Origin of the sequence: Zhouia amylolytica AD3 (assembly GCF_000511935.2) — a bacterium.
Classification (GTDB): Bacteria; Bacteroidota; Bacteroidia; order Flavobacteriales; family Flavobacteriaceae; genus Zhouia; species Zhouia amylolytica.
On record NZ_AYXY01000019.1, the window covers coordinates 178604 to 201302 of the forward strand.

The 22699-nt window shown below is 34.4% G+C and carries 23 protein-coding genes; 5 read left to right on the forward strand and 18 right to left on the reverse strand.

Annotated elements, in window-relative coordinates; genetic code table 11:
- Position 1: 1 nt before the first annotated feature.
- The 6 genes from P278_RS05450 to P278_RS05475 form a co-directional block, all read right to left on the reverse strand.
- Positions 2-664, reverse strand: coding sequence for an alpha/beta hydrolase (locus tag P278_RS05450; RefSeq protein WP_038263527.1), 663 nt, complete (start codon positions 662-664; stop codon positions 2-4).
- Positions 664-993, reverse strand: a complete 330-nt coding sequence (locus tag P278_RS05455) for a membrane protein (RefSeq protein WP_038263530.1) — start codon at positions 991-993, stop codon at positions 664-666. Before P278_RS05455 ends, P278_RS05450 begins: the two co-directional genes overlap by 1 nt.
- Positions 986-2242 carry a dihydroorotase gene (locus tag P278_RS05460; protein ID WP_038263533.1) on the reverse strand — a complete coding sequence of 419 codons (1257 nt, stop codon included), beginning with the start codon at positions 2240-2242 and terminating at the stop codon, positions 986-988. The genes P278_RS05455 and P278_RS05460 overlap by 8 nt, the downstream gene beginning before the upstream one ends.
- Positions 2239-4158: a vWA domain-containing protein gene (locus P278_RS05465; protein WP_038263537.1), complete on the reverse strand. Its 1920-nt coding sequence runs from the start codon at positions 4156-4158 to the stop codon at positions 2239-2241. The genes P278_RS05460 and P278_RS05465 overlap by 4 nt, the downstream gene beginning before the upstream one ends.
- Positions 4159-4221: 63 nt before the next feature.
- A complete protein-coding gene (locus tag P278_RS05470; RefSeq protein WP_051413428.1) occupies positions 4222-5028 on the reverse strand; it encodes a patatin-like phospholipase family protein in 807 nt (268 codons plus the stop codon).
- A gap of 8 nt (positions 5029-5036) precedes the next feature.
- On the reverse strand, positions 5037-6524 hold the full coding sequence (locus tag P278_RS05475; RefSeq protein WP_038263543.1) for a S10 family peptidase: 1488 nt from the start codon (positions 6522-6524) through the stop codon (positions 5037-5039).
- Between the two features lie 259 nt (positions 6525-6783).
- On the opposite strand from P278_RS05475, the gene P278_RS05480 reads away from it, so the two are divergent.
- Both P278_RS05480 and P278_RS05485 read left to right on the forward strand, forming a co-directional pair.
- Positions 6784-8331, forward strand: coding sequence for a PhoX family protein (locus tag P278_RS05480; protein WP_038263546.1), 1548 nt, complete (start codon positions 6784-6786; stop codon positions 8329-8331).
- 76 nt (positions 8332-8407) lie between these two features.
- Positions 8408-10210, forward strand: coding sequence for a cytochrome-c peroxidase (locus tag P278_RS05485; protein ID WP_038263547.1), 1803 nt, complete (start codon positions 8408-8410; stop codon positions 10208-10210).
- Positions 10211-10259: 49 nt separating this feature from the next.
- Here P278_RS05485 and P278_RS05490 read toward each other — a convergent pair whose 3' ends face one another.
- From P278_RS05490 to P278_RS05525, 8 genes are all read right to left on the reverse strand, one after another.
- A complete protein-coding gene (locus P278_RS05490; RefSeq protein ID WP_038263550.1) occupies positions 10260-11039 on the reverse strand; it encodes an HD domain-containing protein in 780 nt (259 codons plus the stop codon).
- Positions 11040-11106: 67 nt separating this feature from the next.
- Positions 11107-12027: a helix-turn-helix domain-containing protein gene (locus tag P278_RS05495; protein ID WP_051413429.1), complete on the reverse strand. Its 921-nt coding sequence runs from the start codon at positions 12025-12027 to the stop codon at positions 11107-11109.
- A 90-nt stretch (positions 12028-12117) separates the two neighbouring features.
- Positions 12118-12543, reverse strand: coding sequence for a hypothetical protein (locus P278_RS05500; RefSeq protein ID WP_038263553.1), 426 nt, complete (start codon positions 12541-12543; stop codon positions 12118-12120).
- Positions 12540-13001: a carboxymuconolactone decarboxylase family protein gene (locus P278_RS05505; protein ID WP_051413430.1), complete on the reverse strand. Its 462-nt coding sequence runs from the start codon at positions 12999-13001 to the stop codon at positions 12540-12542. Before P278_RS05505 ends, P278_RS05500 begins: the two co-directional genes overlap by 4 nt.
- 77 nt (positions 13002-13078) lie before the next feature.
- Positions 13079-13648, reverse strand: coding sequence for a Crp/Fnr family transcriptional regulator (locus P278_RS05510; RefSeq protein ID WP_038265279.1), 570 nt, complete (start codon positions 13646-13648; stop codon positions 13079-13081).
- A 4-nt stretch (positions 13649-13652) separates the two neighbouring features.
- On the reverse strand, positions 13653-14417 hold the full coding sequence (locus P278_RS05515; RefSeq protein ID WP_038263556.1) for a TIGR02757 family protein: 765 nt from the start codon (positions 14415-14417) through the stop codon (positions 13653-13655).
- Between the two features lie 8 nt (positions 14418-14425).
- Positions 14426-15097, reverse strand: a complete 672-nt coding sequence (locus P278_RS05520; protein ID WP_038263559.1) for an ABC transporter ATP-binding protein — start codon at positions 15095-15097, stop codon at positions 14426-14428.
- Positions 15098-15150: 53 nt separating this feature from the next.
- A complete protein-coding gene (locus tag P278_RS05525; protein ID WP_038263561.1) occupies positions 15151-17580 on the reverse strand; it encodes a DUF5916 domain-containing protein in 2430 nt (809 codons plus the stop codon).
- A 136-nt stretch (positions 17581-17716) separates the two neighbouring features.
- Here P278_RS05525 and msrA point away from each other — a divergent pair, with 136 nt between their 5' ends.
- The 3 genes from msrA to P278_RS05540 are packed head-to-tail and all read left to right on the forward strand — an operon-like array spanning position 17717 to position 19175.
- Positions 17717-18274 (forward strand): peptide-methionine (S)-S-oxide reductase MsrA, encoded by a 558-nt coding sequence (msrA, locus tag P278_RS05530; protein ID WP_038263566.1) that lies wholly within the window; start codon positions 17717-17719, stop codon positions 18272-18274.
- Entirely contained in the window at positions 18264-18860 is a 597-nt protein-coding gene (gene folE / locus P278_RS05535; RefSeq protein ID WP_038263569.1) for a GTP cyclohydrolase I FolE, read from the forward strand. The genes msrA and folE overlap by 11 nt, the downstream gene beginning before the upstream one ends.
- Before the next feature lie 6 nt (positions 18861-18866).
- Positions 18867-19175, forward strand: coding sequence for a hypothetical protein (locus P278_RS05540; RefSeq protein ID WP_038263572.1), 309 nt, complete (start codon positions 18867-18869; stop codon positions 19173-19175).
- Between the two features lie 43 nt (positions 19176-19218).
- Here the strand turns inward: P278_RS05540 and P278_RS05545 are convergent, their stop codons facing one another.
- The 4 genes from P278_RS05545 to P278_RS05560 form a co-directional block, all read right to left on the reverse strand.
- The gene (locus P278_RS05545; RefSeq protein ID WP_038263575.1) at positions 19219-21492 is read right to left on the reverse strand and encodes a TonB-dependent receptor; all 2274 of its coding nucleotides are present in this window, start codon (positions 21490-21492) and stop codon (positions 19219-19221) included.
- Positions 21493-21559: 67 nt separating this feature from the next.
- The gene (locus tag P278_RS05550) at positions 21560-21910 is read right to left on the reverse strand and encodes a hypothetical protein (protein ID WP_051413432.1); all 351 of its coding nucleotides are present in this window, start codon (positions 21908-21910) and stop codon (positions 21560-21562) included.
- Complete coding sequence (locus tag P278_RS05555) at positions 21907-22203, reverse strand: DUF6787 family protein (protein WP_038263577.1); 297 nt, start codon at positions 22201-22203, stop codon at positions 21907-21909. The genes P278_RS05550 and P278_RS05555 overlap by 4 nt, the downstream gene beginning before the upstream one ends.
- 29 nt (positions 22204-22232) lie before the next feature.
- Positions 22233-22685 (reverse strand): DUF6146 family protein, encoded by a 453-nt coding sequence (locus P278_RS05560; RefSeq protein WP_038263580.1) that lies wholly within the window; start codon positions 22683-22685, stop codon positions 22233-22235.
- Between the last annotated feature and the right edge of the window lie 14 nt (positions 22686-22699).

Consider the following 22699-nt stretch of genomic DNA (forward strand, 5'->3'; position numbering starts at 1 on the left):
GCTAAATATGTTCTTCTAACCATTTCTTTAAAGAAAAGAAGTTCTGTGGAGCGACACCATGTCCAACTGGAAATTCTTCATAAGTACAATCAACATCTAAAGCCTTCAAAAATCCTGGGGTCTTTTTGGCCCATTCTACCGGTATAACCTGATCAACTGTACCATGGGAAGCATAAATACTGAGTTTACTAAAATTATTAGTAGTATAGTCAGGTGCAAGTATTCCCTCATTTATGTAACCGCTAAGAGCTACCACATTTTTAACTTTTTCAGGGTAAGACAGGGCAACAGCATAACTTAAAATTGAGCCCTGGCTAAAACCGAATAAGGTGGTATTCTCTTTGTCCAATTCATAAGCTTCACAAGCTTCATCTATAAAATCTTTAATTAGTTCTCTCGATTTTATAGCTTGTGAATCATCACTCCACTTTCCATCTTCAGCATCGAAATGAATGGCATACCAGGCATAACCAAATCCAGACATTGAGTATGGTGCCCGAACTGAAATAATGAAGAGCTCTTCAGGAAGTTCATCAGCGAAAGAAAATAAGTCATCCTCGTTACTTCCATAGCCGTGAAACATAAAAAGAACAGGTGTTTTTTCTTTTTTTAATCTAGGCTGTTTTATAAGGTGATCTAATGAAAGGTCTTGTATTTTTTGCATTATTGAATAAACTTAAACCATTTTTGAAACAATTCACCAACCAGGGGAACTATCGTTTTTCTACCCTGTAGGGCTCCGGAAAATCCATAAACCCATAAAACCAATGAAAAGACCCAAAAACCATAGTAGGCGTAAATATTTTCAAAGAATCCAAGAATAATGGCGATTGAGATATATAACAAATGAATGCCAAAGGCTTGTCGAATATGGAAACGAGCAAATTCATTTTTTGATTCCATATTCATAGAATAAGCAATTAAAGCTCCGGCAATGGTAAGGTAACCTATTATTGCTGTAGTTTTTCCTTCCTTTACAATTGAGTTATTCATTGGTAATTAATTGTCCGTTGTTGTATATGCCGATAACTTTTCCTTTTAATCCTTGTCCAATAAAAGCACTATTTTTTGATTGAGAGTAGATGTTTTCTTTATCAAAAATATATGTTTCTTCAGGGTTGAAAAGAGAAATGTCAGCTTTTTCCCCAAGTGCTATTTTCGAAGTATTAAGACCAAAACGTTCTTTCCCCTTGGTTAATAGTTCGATAGTTTTTTCGGTTCCAAAAATAGTATTCAAGGCACCAAAGGCACTTTCAAGCCCGATAGTTCCGTAAAGCGCATGCTCGAACTCTCTTTTTTTCCATTCTACATCGATTGGATTGTGATCACTGGTCACAAAATCTATGATACCCTCTTTCACACCTGTAATAAGAGCTTCAATATCCGATTGAGTACGTAATGGAGGAAGTACTTTGTAATTAGCATCAAAAGTGTTTAAGACATCGTCGGTCAAAACCATATTATGAATGGCAACACTACAACTTACATCAAGGCCTTTTTCTTTAGCTTCCTTAATAAGCTGAACAGATTTAGCCGTTGAAATGGTAGGAATATGAAGTTTACCTCCTGTATACTCAAGAATGAATAAGTCTCTTGCAATATTTAATTCTTCAGCTAGCGCAGGGATTCCCTTTAATCCTAGTTTCGTAGCGTTAACCTCTTCGTTAACCACGCCTTTACCCGCGATTTTCTTTTCAGAAGGAAATGAAAGTATTAACCCGTCAAAGTTTTGAACGTATTGCAAAGCAATTTTAATAAGGTTAGCATTCGTAATTGACTTTTGATAATCACCAAAAGCAATTGCTCCTGCGCTTTTCATATCATATACTTCAGACAAATCAACACCTTCACTGTTTACAGTAAGGGCACCGATAGGATATAAATTAACAGCATTACCGAGCGCCTTGTTCTTAAGAAAACCGATATCAGCATTAGAATCAATGACAGGGTTTGAATTCGGATTTACAGCTACTGAAGTAAATCCACTTTTTGCAGCCGTAAGTAATCCATTAGCAATAGTTTCACGTTCTTCATAACCGGGTTCTCCGAAACTTACACTAGTATCAAACCACCCATTAGATGCATGGAGCCCCTTAATACTAAGAATTTTAGTCTCTGTATCTGGAGCGATCTCATCTTCTATTTTAGATATAACTCCATTTTCAATAAAGATGTCTTTAGCTTTTAAGTGATGTTCACTTGAAGGATCTATTATTTTGGCAGCTTTTAAGAGGATGTTCATTTAAAATATTTTAAGATGAGCGATTCAATAATTAAAAATATTAGTGCAAAAATAACAAACCATTTCCAAAGCTCCTTCACTTTGTTTTCGGATTTTAAGTCTTGAAAAAATTCCGGAATAGACTCTGAAATGGTTATATTATTTAATTGATTGATATTTAAGTATTCAAGATTACTTTCATTTCGGTTGGAATTAAAACTTATATTCTGAAGTTTTTCATCTTTTGTATAAATTCCATAATGCCCTTCGGTTGAAACACTGTTTGCAGTATTAATTCGAACCTTTTGACCATAATTCTCCTGGATAGGAATGAAATTATATTGATCATTCTTAATGGTTATGGTCTCATCCTGACTCAATGAAATATTAAAATCAATATCCTCTTTAGCTCCCAGAGTATAATATAACGTTGGTTGAGATAAGCTTTTTTTACCCAAATTATAGAGTATTGGTACAATAAGTGGAGAGTTTTTAAAATTAGAATTTGATTCGTCTAAAGAAGCAGTAAAACTATAATTAGTTTTATTACTAATTAAAAAGGGTTCATTGTTTTCTAAACTCAAAACACTGTTAAAATTACCTGTAATATGAAAGTACCCCTGAACTTCCGGATACTGAAAGTTAGAAACGGGATATTCAAATACCCCATTGAACAGCGGGTGGTCAAAATTGATATTGGTGATTTTTTTACTACTTATAATAAGACTATCAAAAATAACACTCGGAATACCGGAAAATGATTCTTTTACAGGTTTGGAAATATTTGGGATAAAGAGTGTGTTGATACCTTTCTTACTCAAATTGTTTAATGTATTAATCAATGAGGTGGTTGGTGTTAGTTGATTTATTATTATAAGTTGTTGCTTTTCTAAACGATTATAATCCAGTTTGTCAATTTGATAAGATTCGTAATTAAATTCATCTGTTGTGTATATTTTTTTTAAAAAGGAATCATCGGTATCATTTACAGATAGAATATTAATTTTCTCTGGTTCGTTCACAGAAAAATAAAAGTTGTTATCATAAGCTAGTCCATCATCAGTAATCGATATCATACCGCTAACACCTGACAGATTGGTAACATCAAATATGGCTTCTGCAGAATTTTTGTCTTTAAAAGATACACTGGTTTTAGCAATTAACGAATTATTACTATTAAATAAAGAAACAGGGATGTTGTTATCTATTTTACCTTGTCTCGATAATTTTGTACTAAGTTGTTTTCGTCCCTCATTATCTTCAATTAGACTAATACTGTCAATACTGATGTTGCTATCAATTATAGATTGAGATTTAATGAGGTTGATATTAAAATTCGTTGTCGTAAATTCAGATACCCGCTGATCAGGAATCTGAAAATCGGAAATTATGACAAGATTTTTAATGCTCGAACTATCCTTTGAAAATAGACTTTTAGCTTTTAAAAGTATTTCATTAAAATCATATTGGTTTTGGGTATAGCCAATATTTAAAAGTCGCGCTTGAAGTTCACTTGGTCCTACCGACTTTAGTGTAAAGTCGTTGGTGAAAATAGCCACGTTATTATTTTCTGAGACATGGTCTATTAGTTCATTAATGCTTCGTTGTAAAAGTGGACCATTTTCACCCCTTGCTTGCATGCTGTACGAGTTGTCCAGGTATATTATAGTTTCCGTTTCTGCATCAATAAATTCTTTATTTGTGATAAAGGGTTGGGTGAACGCAACTATTAAAAACGAAAGGGTCAGAAGCCTGGATAGAAGAATTAACCATTTTTTTAGTTCCGAACTTTTACGGGTTTCAACGCTAATTTTTTTAAGTAACTGAACGTTCGTGAAAGGCGTTTTTTTGAACTTACGTAACTGAAATAAATGGACTATAATTGGTATAACCAATAACAGAAATGCCCAGAGAAAATCAGGATGTTTAAAATTCATTCGCTTATAGGCTTACATGTCAAATATATGATTTTAAAAAATAGCAACATTCAGCACCTGAAACTATTTGGTAAATAGTTTTGCAAGATTATTTTTAATCTTTTGAAATAACGATTTCTCCAAATGAAAATCCAGGCTGATGGTATAATCATATCCCAATTGGAACATATCATCAGCTTTGGAGGTGTCAAATAAAGAATACTCTCTGAGTTTCATGGGTTCAATATAAAGATCTGCCCTGGATTTTTTAGCCTCATTAGCAGCATTAACGGCCAATTGAAATGTGCGTCCCGCAATATCCATTATTCCACCGAGGTTTTGTATTTGTTGAAGTGGACTAATACTACTAATAATAACATGATCACATAAATGTGCAATAGGCTCCATGGGAGTGTTATTAAATACACCTCCATCGACATAATAACTTTCATCGATTTTTACAGGGGAAAATAAAACTGGAATGGAAGCAGAGGCCATTACTATTTTAGATAAATCCCCACGATTAAAGTATTCAACATGTCCATTAAGGACATCAGTTGCTGCCACATACAAGGGAATTGGTAGATCCTCAATCCTTACTTTACCCAGTTCGGTTTGAAGTAAACTTTCTAATTTCTGAAAACTTAATACTCCCGTTTTGGGAATTTGAAAACTAGTAAGGTCACTGAATTTATGTGCCTTCATAATTTCAAAAGTTTCTTCAATCGATTTTCCAGCAGCGATAAATGCCCCAATAATGGCTCCTGCGCTTACTCCTGATATAATACTGGGTTTAATTCCTTTTTCTTCCAAAGCTTTTAAAACACCCAGATGCGCAAAGCCTCTCGCACCACCACCACTTAAGACGATTCCATATTTAAATGTTTCCAATATATTAATTAATATTTTGCAGGTTTACCTTCAGTTAAACTGTTAGAAATGAACTCTCTGATATGATCATTGGCAGCTTTTAAATCCTCTTGTCTCAGATACATCATATGTCCGCTTCGATATCCTTCAAACTGTAAACGATCTTTCATTTTACCACTTGGATCTAATTGCCACATCGTATATTTTGCATCAAAATAGGAGGTAGCACCATCGTAATACCCGGATTGAATTAACACTTTAAGATAAGGGTTTTGAGCCATTGCCTGTCTTAAGTTCTCACCTGTATTATTCCCTGAACGATCCCATGGGTGTACCGGGCCAAACATATTGTATTTAATATCAGTGATAAAATTTAATTCTTCACGTAAATAATAATTAATCGCTGGGGTAAATGAATGTAACCATGATGTTAGTTCCGAATTATAGTCGGGAGATGTACCTGCTTCTTTTTTATCAATACCTAAATATCTGGAGTCTAACCGTCCAACTGTAAATCCTTTTTCTCTTAAGAGATCTTTCCAAAAGAAACTCACCGGAACATCTAAATTATTTCTTAGAATTGATTGTTCTGAAAGACCAGAATAATAAGCCATTTTGGAAGCAACTTCTCGGCGTTTGACTTCATTTAGGAAACCTCCTTTGGCAAGTGCAGGTAGTAAGTCATTAATGGCATATTTTTCAACTTCAGGTAATATTACATCTAGATCCTTAGCCTGTAATTCAGGTTGAAGAACTTTGTGATGCCATGCGGCCGCAGCAAAGTAAGGTAATCTGTTGGCTGCCTCAACAGCACCGTCACGTTCGATACCTAAACCTGTTGGAGATACCAAAATAACCCCGTTCAAGTACATCCATTGCCTGTTTTGTAAAGCAAGAGCTAAACCAGAAACCCTGGTGGTACCATAACTTTCACCAATAAGGTATTTTGGTGAACGCCATCTATTGTGTCTTGATACAAAAGTGTTTATCCATTCAGCTAAATATAGAATATCAGCATTAACTCCAAAAAACTTAGAAGTGTCAACCTCTACATCACCTGTAGAAACACTTCTCGAATATCCGGTGTTTACCGGATTGACATAAACGATATCTGCTACATCTAAAATTGAATACGGATTCTCCTTAACACCGTATGGCTGTACCGGATATCCTTCATCATCAATCTTCAAAATACGCGGACCCGTATATGCCAGATGCATCCATACAGAAGCAGAACCGGGTCCACCATTGAAGGAAATTAACAATGGACGTTCCTGATTGCTTTTAACATCAGTTCTTTCATAATAAGTATGATGTAAAGCAGCAATAATTTCCCCTTTTTCATCCCAAACAGGCTGTGTACCTGTAGAAGCTTTATAAGGAATAGTCTTATTATTGATGGTAACTTTATGATTTGTAACAATTAGGGTGTCATTCGGAATCGTTTTTTGCTGTGCCATAATAGCACATGAAAACACCATTGAGGTAAAGAGAAATAGTATGTTTTTTACAATCATAGTATGAAAACGTTTATTTTCTCTAAAAATATAAATTATCTCACATCAAAAAAATCTATGTATCACCTTTAATATGAACTTATGAATTTAATTCGGTTTCCATTGATTTCAGATAACTTTAGATATGTTGAAGTTTATTAAACTTTTAATTTACATCTTAACATAAAATTACAAATAACGTAAAAGAATGGTGATTTTGAATTAACGCATTCGATTTATTAGCCTGATACTTTTGTGTCAAACCAAAAAAAACAAATCGATGATTAAATTAAACTTAATTTCAAAATTATTACTAATTCCGATAATCGGGTTATCCATTGTTAGTTGCGACGGTGAAGATGGAGCAGATGGAGTTAACGGAAAAGACGGTCAGGACGGTGTTGACGGAAAGGATGGTCAAAACGGTGAAGATCTTGTAACTCAGCCTACCATGTTTGAAAATAAGTCTGAAACAAAGCCTTTGGTCGCTATGTCAGGGCAGTTTAATTATGTTGAGGCTTATTCATTAATCAGTACACCAGATGTTATTGGTGAAAATTTTCAACTTGCAGGTTCTGCAGATGGTGCAGGATTTCTTAAAGATGGGGAAGGTTATATGTATGTGGTAAACTGCGAAGATAGCTATGCAGTTGCAAGGATACGGTTTGATGAACATATGAATCCGGTATCAGGAGACTATTTATTAAATTCCGGAGTAGCAGACTTTGCAAGACAATGCTCAGCTACTATGTGGGAAGCTGCAATTCACGGAGGTACTAAAGATTTGTTCTTGTCGGCTTCAGAAAGTATTAATTACGATGTTAAAGGAATTGACCCATGGGTAGAAACGCCAACTCCCAGTGCAGATTTTGGTCTTGATGCATTAGGGGAGTTTTCATGGGAAAATGCAGTGCCGTTACCTCAAAATTCTTATGCAGGTAAAACTGTTATAATTGGAGGTGATGATGATTCCAGCGATTCAGAAGGACAAGTCGTAATGTATTATTCTGAAAATAGTGATGATGATCTGGAGAACGGAAAGATATATGTATTACGAACAAAGCAGATTTCAGATGGAGCTGATGGCATAGCTCCGGTTGTTGACGGAACTGCGTATAATGAATCAAACTTTGATAGAGGAGCCACTTATGATGTTGAGTTTGTAGAGATAGAAAATGGTGCATCTTTAACAAAAAGTGAGATGGAAACGGCATGTATGAATATCAATGCTACACAATTTATGAGAGTGGAGGATGTGGATTATCAAAAAGGTTCAGATGAAAATGGACGTAACGTGTATTTTGCTGTAACAGGAAGAGGTCCGGGAAGAGGCACCTATAATGACTGGGGGACTGTTTATAAGCTTGAATTAGATGCAGATTCTCCGTTAACTGGTAAGTTAACTCAGGTTATCAGTGGTAACACAAATTCAAACAATATGGATGGTAATGTTGCAGAATTGCAAAGTCCTGATAATATATGTGTAACAGAAAATTTTATTTATACACAAGAAGATCCAAATTCATTCGACAGAGGGCATCCTGCTTATATTTATCAATCTGATTTAAATGGTAACAATACAACTAAAGTTTTAGAGCTTGTAGTAAGACAGGATTTAGACCCTGATTACAGCTCAGGATTTAGTGGAGAGTTTGGTTCGTTAATTGATGTTTCAGATAAAGTTGGAGAACCAGGTACATTCATTTTAGCTGTACAACCACACTATTGGAGAAATGATAACTTCATGAATCTCGATGGTCATACAAACGCTGATTATGAAGATAATCAGTCTTCACAAATTGTATTATTAAGGGGTTTACCTAGATAGTTAGTTTAAGTTAGTTTTAGCAAAAAGGCCACCATGTTTATGGAGGCCTTTCGTATGTATTTGAAAAAATTATAATATGTTGAAACGATCATTTAAGATATTCTTTTTAACACTCCTTCTTATTTCATGTAAAAAGGAAAAGACCGTAACTGTACCCGATTGGAAAATTACAGAAGAATTTTATATCAATGCATTGGAAAATGCAATATTGTATGCTGATTCCATTAGAATGACTGGGATAAACGGAGAGAAAACGAAATACTATTTTTCAAATTTACGTAAGGAGTTTAAAAAGGCAGAACCTTTTGCATCTTATATTAATCCAGAGGTTGGGCATAGAGTAAACGGACCGGCCTTACCTGTTTTTAAAGAGGATAATCAAAAAACTCTCTCTCCTGTAGGCCTCCAAAAATTGGAAGAGAGTATTTATGAAGGAGGTGTTACTGCTGATGAATTTACACGTGAATTGAATATAACCACTGGTATGCTGACTGTGCTTCAAAAAGGAATGAAGAAAAGAAATTTAAATCCACAGCGATTCTTTGTAGCTACGCATCAGCAGCTGTTAAGAATCATAGCTTTTTCAATTTCAGGATTTGACACTCCTGTAAGCCATTTATGTATAGACGAAATCAATGTATCCTTAGACGGTTTAGCAGAAGTATACAGAAGGAGTGTCCAATCTATGGTACAGGTGAATAAGGATGATCTAGATTCACAATTCATGAATCAGATAGAAGCTGCTAAAATATTTGTTTCTAATAATAATGATTTTGAAAATTTTGATCGATATCGATTTATCAGGGAATTTATGAACCCTATCACCAGAAGTTGGGTAGAAATAAGGAAAACAATTGATATTTGGAATGGGTCAGAGGATTTTCCATTCAATTTTGATGCTCCTACCTTTTTTGAGGACGATTCATTTAACCTAAAATATTTTACGACCAATACGAATAAGAATCCAACGCAAATACAAATTGAATTGGGTAAAAAATTGTTTTTTGAACCTAAATTGTCAGCGAATGCTAAAATGTCTTGTGCTAGCTGTCATATTCCGGAAAAAGGATATGCTGATGGAAGGGTTTTTAATGTCGGAAACAAAGGCTTGGAATTGCAAAGAAATACCCCCACATTATTAAATGTTGCTTTTCAAAAAAACTTTTTTTGGGACGGTAGGGCTGCGGATCTGTTAGATCAGATTTCAGCCGTTTTTCTAAATGAAGATGAATTCAATACAAGTGTACACGAATTTTCATTGGAAATTCTAGACGATAGCATATATAAAGCATCCTTCGAAAAAGCATTTGGAAGTGTGCCGAATAATAACCTTAATACAATTAAAGCCATCTCGTCATATGTAAGTACATTAAATAATTTCGACTCTAAATTTGATAAGAATATGAAGGGAGTGGAGGACACCTTTACGAAGGAAGAAATACAAGGCTTTAATTTATTTATGGGAAAAGCGCTGTGTGCTACCTGCCATTTCATTCCCTTAACCAATGGAACGGTCCCTCCATTTTATAGCGAGACCGAAAAGGAGGTAATAGGAGTTCCGGAAACAGCTGCTAATACTGCTATTGATGAAGATTACGGATTTTATTGGAAATTCAATGAAGCTACTCATAAAGGAATGTTTAAAACGCCGGGAATTAGAAATATTAATGAAACCGCACCCTATATGCATAACGGCGTTTATCAAACACTCGAAGAGGTAATTAACTTCTATAACCTTGGTGGAGGTGGAGGACTCGGTTTTGAACTTCCGCATCAAACCTTGCCGTTTGATAAATTAGATCTTTCGGACGATGAGCAAAAGGCACTGGTAGCTTTTATGAAGACCCTTTCGGGTTCAAGAATTGTCGATACATATTAATGAATCAATTGGAAAGATAATAAAGCCGTTACGCAACGGCTTTATTAAATTAACTGTATAATCTGTCAAGCGGATTGTCTTTGGCAAATTTAGAAAATCCTAACCGATACAAGTATCCTGCTCTGGAGTCTTTCTGATGGGGAAAAGACATGGTTTTAATGATGTCATTTTTAAATTGAGCCCTGGGATATTTGTCATGAACTTTTTTTAGTATGAGAGGAGGGATTGTATGATGCCTGGTTCCCAATACATCAAGCAAAGCACCCGATCCGAGTAGAAAACTTTCATTTCCATAGATCTTCGAATCAATTTTCGGGTTAAGATGGGCACTTATACTTGTGTAGAGCTTTACAGATCGCCTTTCATTCCATGAATTCTTTTCAGCAATAGATTTGGCAACTTTAGCACCTTCCATGGTAAAGCAACAACTACATAGATTTTCATTATCCTTGTTTGTTAATCCTAAATCGTGTAAAATGCTTCCTACAAACAAAAGTTCATGATCAATGGAATGGATTCCTTTCACCTGGGCAATGAGTTCTCCAAAAACAAAAGTTCTGTAGCAATGATTCAATAGTACCTGACTACATTGGTCTGTTGCATAGGAGAGGGCTTCTTTACCAGCTTTGCTTTCAGGAAATTTAATTTTATCTAAATCTATTTTCTTTAAATCATGTTTTGTTAACCCGATGCGATAACTTAATGCTGATAAATGGTTAGTTACCTGGCTTATCACAAGTTGCTGTACTAACTTTTTCTTTTCTTTTTTTGATAAAATACCATTGGTTTCTTTACACCAATCATAACTGCCAATTTTTTGTGTACTCATAAGATAATTATTTATTGAGTACAAAGATTTTTAAGAATGAGGATTTGTCATGAATACATTTAAATCATTATTTGGTATTATTCAATCTGTTTTGATATTCTGAAGGAGTGAATTGGGTATGCTTTTTAAAATACTTGGTAAAATAAGATTGGTCTTGAAAATTTAAATAATAGGCAACCATGCCAACAGTGTTTTCCAGATTTGACAGCAATACTTTTGCCTCTAAAATTAGTGCCTCAGCGATCCAGGTACTCGTTGTTTTTCCCGTTACCACCTTAAGTGTTTTATTTAAATGATTTTCAGAAATATGAAGTAGTGAGGCATAGTAACTAGGTGATTGGTGACTAATGATTCTTTCAAATAACAAATCCTTGAATCTCTGAGTAATGTATGTAGGCCTGCTTGTTTTCTTTTCAATGATCGTTTCATTGAAATTAGCTTTTGTTTCAAGTAAAATTGAAATCAGGTAAGATGAAATCAAAGCATGATTTAATTCATTTTTAAATAGGTAATTCATTCTTTTAAAGGTTTCATAAATGATCTTGAATGATGACCTTGATAAATTAACACCCTCATAAAAAGTTCTTTTATTAATTTCATCGAGATCCTCTAAAACTTTATATTTGGGATGGTACTGAAACATATAATTCAAGTCGAAGTGACAATAAAACCCTTCAATGTCATCAGAGAAATTATCAACAGTAGCTATTTGATTTGCAGACCACAAATGAATTTCTCCTGATTTAACGGTAACCTTGCTTAAATTACACCCTTTAGTGATGCTGCCCCTGGTTATAAATACAATTTCAGTAATTGGTCTTCTGTAATGAGTAATAGGCAACTTCATTATTTTCCTGATATCTCGAAATTTGGCTATTAGAAAACGTTCATAATCATTGATAAACATTTTATTAGCTTCATTTTCGGGACTGAAAAATTTCTTCTTAAAGGTTTCGGTGGTATAAAACGGGATGGGTCTTGAAATCATGATAGTTGTTGGTAATTATCAATCATCAAAATACATAATTATATTAAAATACACGGAAACTTTCATAGTAAGTTACCGTGTATTTATGTTTTAGTCCTTGGTAAATAATGAATCTATTTCCAAAAAGGATTGCGTCATACTACTAAGGCTAAATGCTGCTGCTGAGGCAATATAAACTGAATAATCCAACGTCCCCTTTATACCGTAGAAAAAAGTCATCGACAAAGCAAAAATCAAAAGCAAGATTCCACTTAATTTAGCAATCAATTGAGTTTGATACCCAACAAGTAAAAGAAGGGCAAAAAGAAGTTCTAAAACCGTGGCAATTCCGGCGATATATGGAATACTAAAATCTGGTAGGTAGGGTAGGAGTGATTGTGTATAATTCACAAAATTTTGCCAGTTACCCCAAACGGAAATATGTTCATCCCACCAACCAAATCTATCAGCAACGGCCGATAGGAATCCTAGCGCAATACTTAATCTTAGAAATAATTTAATATAGATTATTTTCATTGATGATGATTTTTAACTTGATAATTTCCGGGAGTAAAGCTAAAGGCTCGCATCAGTCTGGTCCATGTATTAATTTGGGCAATAGCTAATGTTAATTGACAAATCTCATTTTTAGTAAAAAACCGGCCAAGATTATCTAATAAAGATTGACCTATTGAATGATCTTTTAAAATAGTTAGTTCTTCCGTGAATTGCAAGATGAGTCGTTCCTTTTCATTAAAATAAGGGGTTTCTTGCCATACACAAAGCGAGGCTAATCGTAATTCAGTTTCCCCTGTATTTCGAAGCTCTTTATGGTGCATATCTACACAATAGGCACATTTGTTGAGCTGAGAAACTCGTAATCGTATTAATTCCAAAAGGCCAATTTCAATCGGAATTTCTTTGAGGTAGTTTTCGACCACCATCAATTTTTCATAATATCCTGGTGGAATATCTTGTTCTTTTATTTGTATCATAAGTTTATAGTTTTAATTATGCTACAAAATTATAGGTAGTCAAATGGATTTTCATTAAGATATCTTAAGAAATACGGCTAAATATCTTTTCTGAGGGAACTTAAGTATTCCGGTGATATTTCAAGATAGGAGGCAATCATGTATTGAGGTACACGCTGACTAAAGTCAGGTAAAGCCGCTATCATTTGTTGATACCTTTCTTTGCTACTTTTTTTCTGATAGAACTCATACCGCTTTTGAATGGCCACTAACATATTTTCAGTAATAATTCTAAAAGCTCTTTCTAATTTAGGAATACTTTCAAAAGCTAATTCTAAATTTTCTTTAGAAATTCTAAGTACAGTGGTTTTTTCAATAGCTTGTATAAAAAGTGCGGAAGGTGAGAGATTTTTATAACTGTCAAGGTTGGTAACCCACCAGTTTTCTATGGCGAATTGGGTGATTCTTTCATCTCCTTTCTCATCGATATAATAAGATCTAACAAGCCCTTCTGTAATAAAAAATTGATATTTACACAATTCATCTTGAACAAGGAGATGTTCCTTCTTTGGGAAGGTTCGGTATTCAAATAGTTTAAATAATATATTCATTTCCTCTTCACTGAAAATGACATACCTGTTTAGATAATTATGTAACTGATCTTTCATACCCTCAGAATTTTTCAAAAACACCTAATCCGAACAAGGCAAAATCGTATTTAACAGGATCTTCTTTGTCAAATTTCCTGAGATTTTTATCTAATTCTAATAATGCCTTAGCGTCGTTTTGCTTTCTTTTCAATAGACCCAATTTTCTGGCTACATTACCAGAATGTACATCCAAAGGACAAGAAAGTTGGGCAGGAGAAAGGGTTTTCCAAATACCCAGATCTACACCTGTATTGTTTGGCCTTACCATCCATCGTAAAAACATATTGATTCTTTTGGCAGCAGACCCTTTCATTGGATCAGAAATATGTTTTTGAGTTCGTTTTAAATGCTCAATTTCGAAAAATATTTGCTTGAAATAAGAAATGGATTCCTGTAGAGAATCTTCTAAGGCATGCTTGGCAAAAACAGCTTCAAGACCATTATGATTCAGGTAAATGTGACGCAATGATTTAATAAATTGTATGAAGTCTTCTCCATTGAAGGTTCGGTGTACAAATGGTAATAAATCTTGTTGGTCATCTTCAGTTGAGTTCATTACAAAGTCATGAGGAGTATTGCCCATCAATTCCATCATCTTTCTGGCATTATTGATAATACTTTTTCTATTGCCCCATGCAATAGTCGCAGCTAAAAATCCTGCAATTTCAATATCTTCTTTCAAAGAAAACTGATGAGGAATTTGTATTGGATCTGATGCTATAAAGCTAGGATGATTATAGACTTCAACCTTGGTGTTCAAAAACTCTTTTAACTCTTTCTGAGTCATAAATTTGCCTATTTATCTTCATCTACAATCTTTCCATCAACCATAACCAATTTTCGATCAGCCATATTAGCAAGCTCTTCGTTATGGGTTACAATAACAAACGTTTGTCCGAATTGATCTCTTAAATCAAAAAATAACTTATGTAAATTATCTGCTCCCTCTGAATCTAAATTACCACTAGGCTCATCTGCAAAAACAATAGAGGGATTATTAATTAAAGCTCTGGCTACAGCAACACGCTGTTGTTCGCCTCCGGAAAGAGCATTGGGTTTATGATGGATTCTGTGAGATAGTCCAAGGTAGTCTAAAAGCTCCTTAGCACGACCTTCAGCTTCCTGTTTGGAAGTTTTTTTAATATAAGCTGGGATACAAACATTTTCTAAGGCAGTAAATTCTGGTAGTAACTGATGAAATTGAAATATAAACCCAATATGTTCATTTCTAAACATGGCCAGATCTTTATCTTTCAAATTATTCACCTTGGTACCGTTAATCATTAATTCGCATATCGGTTTTTTGTCAGGAGCGTCCAAGGTTCCTAAAATCTGCAAAAGAGTAGTTTTTCCTGCACCTGATGCCCCAACCACTGAGACTACCTCGCTTGTTTTAATATGTAAATCTACACCTTTTAATACCTCAAGTGTACCAAAGGTTTTGTGAATATTTGAAGCCTGAATCATTTTTTAAAATTAGATTCGTGAAAGTAATCATTCCAAAGTGAAATTTGAAAAAATTACCCCTTAAATGAATCGTTTATGTTATTTATATCTATGAAATATACAAGTCTTAACGATAAGGTATGCTGGTTATTTTGTTTAAATAAGTTTTGAAGACTATTACCATAGCTCAGATCAGAGAACCTATCATTATTGAAGATAGCATGTCTGTAGAGTATAACAGCTTCACTTCCCGGAGCAAACCGCCAATTAAATTTCAAATCGATGTTCCAGATATTAAAATTTGTGTTCGGATTGTTATTTTCTATATCGTAATTATATGGCGTCCTGGTTCCATCATTATTTAATATGAAAAATTGTTGATCTCCATAATTGGCTACACTCCAGAAATTTCTGAATTTTATATTGATGGCCTTATAGGGATCAAAATTATAACTTGCATTTAAAGCGTTTTCGACGCTTTGAATATCTCTTTGTCCAATATAAATATGAGCCTCATCGTGGCCAACATAACCAAAATCATTATTGTGCCAAGCCATACTGGTTTCCCAAAGCATAAAAAAGCGATCTGAAAAACGATAACGCGGAAGAATACTTATTTCAAAGAAATCCTGATCCTCTTCAAACCATGTTCTTGCTTCGGAACGGATATCATAAGCAAATTTTTGACGATAATCTGATGATACAAATCCGTTAATTCCAGCATTTTTATTATAGGTAATAAATCGTCCATCTACTCTGGGCTCGAAATAATCATCTTTTTCACCATAGTAATCAGCACCAGCTCCAAAGGCAAATCGGGAAGGTTTTATAAAGAAGGTGTCAAAACCAAAGGAATCACCAGTAGCAACATTCGGATCCAATAATCTTCCATGTCTTCCCCAAAATGATAATCTGTACTTATTAAATGTTTTGGTTGGCTCGAATATCTCATAGCTCAGTTCACTGTATACATTGTTGAAATTATTTTCAAACATAATTCCCATGTCATTACTATCGTATGTTTTATTAGCCAGGTAATGACCAATAAACCACCTGAATTGACCTTTGGTTTTACTAAATTCTAAATTAGATCTAAATCCCGATTTGAGATCGTTAGGGATACGTACCTGACTCATTCTGACACCACCTTCTAAACGATATGAATTGGATTTATTAGAAAGGTCAAACAACAGGGCAGAAACATTAGCATCTCTGAAACCTCCACTTCTTAATACACTGGTATTAACAACCGAAATTGATGAGTTCTTATTGAATTGCTGGTCTAAAACAAAAATATTGTAATTCGCCAAAGATTCAGTAGTGAATTTGCGTACTTCGTTGGTAACTGTATCCTTAATAATTGCAGCTGTTTCCTGGGTTATAGCATTAAAAACACCAATGCCTAAATTATCTTTGGTGCGCCCCGATACTTTTACGGCATTGAGAAGTTTTGCATTAATCGGGTTTTCCAATATCACTTCATTGGCATCCAAGTTATTTACAACTTGATTTCTTCTTGTAGGAGCACCTCCAATTCGGCGACTGTAAAAAAGATTGCCTTTAGCGAACATTTCTGTTCCTTCTATAAAAAACTGTCTGTTTTCATTTAATTCCTGTTCAAAGGGGCCAAGGTTTAAAATGATGTTATCAAAAGTTGTTTGACCAAAATCAGGAATAAGGGTTGCATCCAGTGTAAAATTATCACTAAGCCCATACTTAACGTCCATACCCGCTGAAAAGTCTGTCTTGGTCTCACCCCCAAATGTAGTTACTGCTCCTTGTGTGAAAGGAAACAGCAGTAGTCGAATAGGAGGGTTAATATGCGCTAGACCGGTTATTAAACCATTATACTGAGTGATCTGCCCAACTTTTCTGTCAACATAACTCCAGGAATATTGTTCATTTAAGTGCTTTATTTTACGATGAAAGTTAATACTCCAATTTTGAATAGCTGTTTCCGGGAACCTTAGTGCATTATAAGGAATCTTAAATTCAGCATACCATCCCTTCTCGTCTAATGACATATTAGCTTTAAAAACCACATTATAACTAAAGTCCTCATTGTTCCCATTAGCTCTCGCATCTCCTATAGTTCCGGCTGAAGTAATGAAAAACCTGGTCTCATTGAGCCCGTCATCAAGTGTATTTATCGCTATAGCAAATAAATCTGCCTGAGCATCAATATCATCCCGTTGTGTAAATTGGCGTAATATCTTTGAGGAATCATTGTCATACATATAAGCGGCAAAGTATACGGCGTTATCGTCATAAGCCATTTTAACTTCCGTTTTATGCGTATTTCTCTCTAAACTTCCATCATTTACCGGTTCAAAAAAGAAAAAATCCTTGGCGGGTTCAATAGATTCCCAAACAGGATCATTCAGTATACCATCAATTTTTGGAGGGGTTTCAATACGGTAAGCTTGAATTGATTTTCTCTTTTCTTGTGCTTCACTGATAATGAAACATAGAAACCCTAGAAGAGTAAACGTTAGTCTGTGCATAGTTAGTTGTAAAGTTTAACAAAACTATAAGACTGATTAACGATGCTGTCTTAAATAAACGTTAAAATAAATCACAGTTATTTAGTATATTTATTAATTATAATACGAAATTTAAATAAAGTTTATTTAGTTTGGTATGCCTATATCCAATTTAAGTTATGTTGTCTTTGCGGGAGGATGCTTTTGGTGTACCGAAGCAATCTTTAACAGACTTGAAGGTGTAAAAAGTGTTGTTTCCGGTTATACCGGCGGTAAAACCAAAAATCCTTCTTATCAGGTGGTTAATGAAGGTAGTTCAGGTCACGTTGAAGCCGTTAAAATATTTTATAATGAGAATGTTATTTCTTTTCTTACATTAATGGAGATATTTTTTGCCACACATGATCCAACAACACTGAATCAACAAGGAGTCAATAAAGGAACGCAATTTAGATCTGTTATTTTCTACGCTGATAATAATCAAAAAGAACAAGCCGCCTCTTTCATTAAATTATTAAATGATGAAAAGGTATTTCAAAATCCGGTTATTACGACAGTAGAGCCACTAAGTGATTTTTATAATGCTGAAAAAGAACACCAGAATTATTTTGAAAATCATCCAGAAGAGGAATACTGTAGAGTGGTAATAAAATCTAAAATTGAAAATTTAAAACATTATTATGCTAACAAATTAAAAGATAAACATGCCATATAAAAATATAGAAGAATATAACATTAAAATTACGGATGAAGTCCGTGAGCGTTATAAACATATTATAGAAGAATTAGGAGAAGATACAGCCAGAGAAGGTTTAGTTAAAACTCCTGAAAGAGCAGCCAAAGCCATGATGTTCTTAACGCAAGGTTATCATCAGGATGCGAAAGCGATTCTGGAAAGTGCTATGTTTAGTGAGAATTATAATGAAATGATTATCATTAAAGATATTGAAGTATACTCTCTATGTGAACATCACATGCTTCCTTTTTTTGGTAAAGCTCATATTGCTTACATCCCTAATGGAAAAATTGTAGGTTTGAGTAAGATTCCTAAGGTGGTTGATGTTTTTGCAAGAAGGCTGCAAGTTCAAGAACGACTTACCAAGGAAATTTTAGAATCCATTGATGATGCCTTAAGACCACAAGGTGTTGCAGTGGTTATAGAAGCTGCACATCTATGCATGATGATGAGAGGTGTACAAAAACAAAATTCAGTAACCACGACTTCTGGTTTTAAGGGCCAGTTTGAAAAGAATGAAACCAGAAATGAATTTTTAAAATTAATCAGTTCAGATTTACGTTAAAAAAATATGTCAGAGAAAAATAAAGGTAAATACAAAAAGTTAGTACTAGGTATATTATTAGATTTAATAGGGATGCTTTCCTTCGTAATACCTGGAATAGGAGAGTTTTCAGATATTATTTGGGCCCCAATGTCCGGATGGATAATGACACGTTTATACAAGGGCAGGGCTGGACAAGTAGGGGGAGTGGTTTCTTTTGTTGAAGAACTGGTTCCAGGTCTTGATATAATTCCAACCTTTACCATCATGTGGTTTTATACCTACGTTTTTAAAAGAGAAGATTCAGCTAAAGATAAATTAGCAGATGCAAAATAAAAAAGGGCAGTATTATACTGCCCTTTTTCTTTTCGACTTTATATTAGAAAGGCATATTAATTCCAAAATTAATATTTCGTCCTATATTATATATACCATCTCTTTTTAAACGCGATAAATGCGAATAATAACTTTCATCTAATAGGTTATTAACGCTTAAATTAAGGTTGAGTTCTTGTCTGCCCAAGCTTATTTTGCCGCCAAGACCTAAATTAAGTAATACGTAACTGTTCGTTGGAGTTTCAAATTGACTGGCATTATTCTGATCAAAAACATTTTTAAGGGTAATAAAACCATAACTGTTTTTAACAACCTTTTTATCCTGATCAAATTCAACTCTGAAAGTATTAGTTAAGGAGCTAGCTGGTATTAAAGGTAAATATTCACCGGTATTTTGTTCGCCAAATACAATTTCAAAGCTAGATTCAAAGTGTAACCAATCTATTGGGTGCGGATGCAGATGAAATCCTGTTTCACCACCAAAAAGTTTAGCATCTTCCTGAACATAATTAAATACAGGGTTATCATCCAGAGTTTCCCCATTCGGCTCCAAAAAGATATAATCATTTATTTTATTGTAAAAACCGTCAAAGAACGCTTCGAAATGTTGATTTTTATACTCCAGGGTAAAATCAGTTTGCAGGTTGCGCTCGTTGTTAAGGTTTGAATTTCCAATTTCATATCGGTTTGTACCATGATGAACTCCATTAGAAGTAAGCTCTGCCAGGTTTGGAGCCCTGAAGCCACTAGCTATGTTCAACCGTAAGTCGATATGATCAGAAAAATTAATTTTTGTACCGAAAGAGGCATTAAAACTATTAAAGTTTTTATCTATAGCCGCAATATAATGTTCATCAGTAATTTCACCATGTGCGTCAGTATCAATAGATCTGATATCGTAACGGATACCAAATTGAAAATCAAATTTTTCTAAATGATAATGTGAAGTAGCGAGCAGTCCGAAGTCGGATGTAGTTGCATCAGGGATCAATATTTCTTCACCAAAATTTTTATTAGTCTGATACATTCCCTGCACTCCAATGATAGTTTCAAAGTTTCCTAATTTAGGTAAATTGTATCGTATGTTATAATTGAAGGTGTTAAGGTCCATATTCAGAGCCGCTTCTTCTCCATGTTCTTCTTCGAGATGCTCCTCTTCTCCGGGTACCTCTTCTTCTTCATGATGGTGATGTTCTTCAAATTCTTGTCTGTCATTATACGTGTAGCCGAGAATTACATCTAAACTACTGTTATCAAAAAACAAACTTGATTTTGAACTGAAAATATGGCTGGTAATCTCCTGATAAGGCTCTAAAGGTGTTCTGTCTTTACTTTGTAAACCAACTTCTTCAGGAATGCCTAGTTTAGACTTATTTAAATTGTAACGTATTTCAGATATAAAGTTCCCCGACTGATAACCAATTCCTGATTTCAAATCAACTTCGTTAAACCTGGTGTTGGTAACACGTTCACTAGCTCCTGTTTTATAATCTGCATGTGAACTATAGGTACCACGAATCAAAAATTTAAATTTATCTCCTGAAGTTTTAAATCCTCCATTGGTGCTATACCCTAAAGTATTGGTGTAATAATTTAAATTGATATCACCTTCACTACTATTGCTGTTAGCAAAGCGCTCAGGGTTCAAATATAATACCCCTCCGAGGGCATCTGATCCATATAAAAGAGAGGCTGGTCCCTTAATAACTTCTACACTTTCAATACCGGCATCATTAATTCCCAAACCGTGTTCATCTCCAAATTGTTGGTTCTCTAATCGTATCCCTTGCGTATAAACCAAAACCCTATTGCCACTTAAACCACGAATAACAGGTTTTCCTATTCCTACACCTGTAGAAACACTTTCTACCCCCGATATATTATTAAGTCCTTCAGCAAGGGTTAGCGCACCTTCAGCTTTTAATTTGGAAATACTTGCGCGTTCTACTTTCATTACATTATCGCTTTGTAGTTTATGAAATGGAGTAGAAACTATAACCTCCTCCATCTCTATAGCGGATGGATTGAGGCTAATAGAAAGTTGATTAGTTAATCCCGTTTTTACATTGGATGTAAAAGTGGTAAAACCTACCGATGAAACCACTAATTTGTATGTACCGTCAGGAAGGTTTTCTATGGTAAAGGAACCATTACTGTCAGTTTCTGTTCCCTTTTCAAGTTGAGGAAAGTAAACCGAAGCAAAAGGAATTCCATTAGTTGTTTTAGCATCTGTAACAACCCCCTTTATAGTGTTTTGAGAATGGGCTGCATGAATAGTAATCACACCTAATAGTATGATTTGTATAAAATTTTTCATTAATTTTTTAAAATCTTAGAGTTTATTAAATAGTAAGTTGTTTTCTTTTTAATAAAAGGAAACTAAATTATGCCCGAGAATTATGAACAAAACTCGGTGGACCTCTAAGATAAAAGTGAAGTGCCTGGTATTCGCTTAAATATGAATAATAATTGAATGTATTAACGGTAGGTAAAACGAGGTCTTCTAATTCAAAAACCTTTGGAATCAGGTCAACATAGTAATTCGACTTGAACTTGAAAATCTCGCACTCCACATCTTTTTTATGGAAGTGTGTAGAGTCAAAATCATAACATTCAAAATGATTATGTTCAAGAAGACTATGGGCAACACTTAAAATAGTGGGGAAAAAAAGGATTCCACTTAAGGCAAAGCTAAAAGCAAATAAAACAATATGTTTAATGAGTCTTTGTCTCATTTAAGTTTAATTCCTATTCTTTTAAGCATTTTTTTTTCAAAACCCCAGAAAAATTGAAATTGTCCAAATACCCAACCAAAAAACACCAGTAAAACCTGGTAAATAGGGAATATAAGAACAATTCGAAGCATCCAGTAAATCCACGGATTGGTAGTTTCTTGCCTCAAAGTTAACAGTTCCATTAGCGGTCCTGCTAATTTTGCAGCACTACTACCCGTGATTGCAAAAACCAACAAAATAACAAAAAGCTGAATATTAGATTTAATATTCCAACGTTGTTTCAGTTTTTCCATGTGTGCAATTTGAGGGCAAAGATAGGATTTTAATTAATACGAGGATAGAATGGCCCTAATCGTTGATTGTACTTCCTTTGAAAATAAATGAAGTAGTTGTACAATTGATAATTCACCTCATACCCGTAATCAATATCCGATCTGTAATCAATTTGCATTTCATAAAGATTAGGACTGTAGCGCATAGGTTGCATCACCCTTTGATTCCAGTTAATGACATAAATTTGATTACGATTCTCTAAATAGTTTTGAGAATAAAAACCACGAGGTTTGGCTATACTGTTCAGCCACGTATAAAATCCCGGATCTATAATAATGATTTCATATTCTAAACTATCATTGGCAATTTTGACAGTATCTTGTGGGCTTTCTTTCGTGTTAAAGGCTAATTTTTCCTCTTCGGAGATGTTCAGCGCTTCCTTTGAGGAAGAACAACCCCAAATTAGCATGAATAAAAATAATATAGATACGATGTACTTCATAATTGAGGCCTTTT

Coding starts and splice junctions, on each gene's coding strand:
- P278_RS05480 (WP_038263546.1), top strand. CDS start 6,784: ATGATTAAATTAAACTTAATTTCAAAATTATTACTAATTCCGATAATC.
- P278_RS05520 (WP_038263559.1), bottom strand. CDS start 15,097: ATGATTCAGGCTTCAAATATTCACAAAACCTTTGGTACACTTGAGGTA.
- P278_RS05550 (WP_051413432.1), bottom strand. CDS start 21,910: ATGAGACAAAGACTCATTAAACATATTGTTTTATTTGCTTTTAGCTTT.
- P278_RS05540 (WP_038263572.1), top strand. CDS start 18,867: ATGTCAGAGAAAAATAAAGGTAAATACAAAAAGTTAGTACTAGGTATA.
- P278_RS05455 (WP_038263530.1), bottom strand. CDS start 993: ATGAATAACTCAATTGTAAAGGAAGGAAAAACTACAGCAATAATAGGT.
- P278_RS05485 (WP_038263547.1), top strand. CDS start 8,408: ATGTTGAAACGATCATTTAAGATATTCTTTTTAACACTCCTTCTTATT.
- P278_RS05490 (WP_038263550.1), bottom strand. CDS start 11,039: ATGAGTACACAAAAAATTGGCAGTTATGATTGGTGTAAAGAAACCAAT.
- P278_RS05460 (WP_038263533.1), bottom strand. CDS start 2,242: ATGAACATCCTCTTAAAAGCTGCCAAAATAATAGATCCTTCAAGTGAA.
- P278_RS05465 (WP_038263537.1), bottom strand. CDS start 4,158: ATGAATTTTAAACATCCTGATTTTCTCTGGGCATTTCTGTTATTGGTT.
- P278_RS05560 (WP_038263580.1), bottom strand. CDS start 22,685: ATGAAGTACATCGTATCTATATTATTTTTATTCATGCTAATTTGGGGT.
- P278_RS05505 (WP_051413430.1), bottom strand. CDS start 13,001: ATGATACAAATAAAAGAACAAGATATTCCACCAGGATATTATGAAAAA.
- P278_RS05525 (WP_038263561.1), bottom strand. CDS start 17,580: ATGCACAGACTAACGTTTACTCTTCTAGGGTTTCTATGTTTCATTATC.
- P278_RS05555 (WP_038263577.1), bottom strand. CDS start 22,203: ATGGAAAAACTGAAACAACGTTGGAATATTAAATCTAATATTCAGCTT.
- msrA (WP_038263566.1), top strand. CDS start 17,717: ATGCCTATATCCAATTTAAGTTATGTTGTCTTTGCGGGAGGATGCTTT.
- P278_RS05515 (WP_038263556.1), bottom strand. CDS start 14,417: ATGACTCAGAAAGAGTTAAAAGAGTTTTTGAACACCAAGGTTGAAGTC.
- P278_RS05545 (WP_038263575.1), bottom strand. CDS start 21,492: ATGAAAAATTTTATACAAATCATACTATTAGGTGTGATTACTATTCAT.
- folE (WP_038263569.1), top strand. CDS start 18,264: ATGCCATATAAAAATATAGAAGAATATAACATTAAAATTACGGATGAA.
- P278_RS05475 (WP_038263543.1), bottom strand. CDS start 6,524: ATGATTGTAAAAAACATACTATTTCTCTTTACCTCAATGGTGTTTTCA.
- P278_RS05510 (WP_038265279.1), bottom strand. CDS start 13,648: ATGAAAGATCAGTTACATAATTATCTAAACAGGTATGTCATTTTCAGT.
- P278_RS05450 (WP_038263527.1), bottom strand. CDS start 664: ATGCAAAAAATACAAGACCTTTCATTAGATCACCTTATAAAACAGCCT.
- P278_RS05500 (WP_038263553.1), bottom strand. CDS start 12,543: ATGAAAATAATCTATATTAAATTATTTCTAAGATTAAGTATTGCGCTA.
- P278_RS05495 (WP_051413429.1), bottom strand. CDS start 12,027: ATGATTTCAAGACCCATCCCGTTTTATACCACCGAAACCTTTAAGAAG.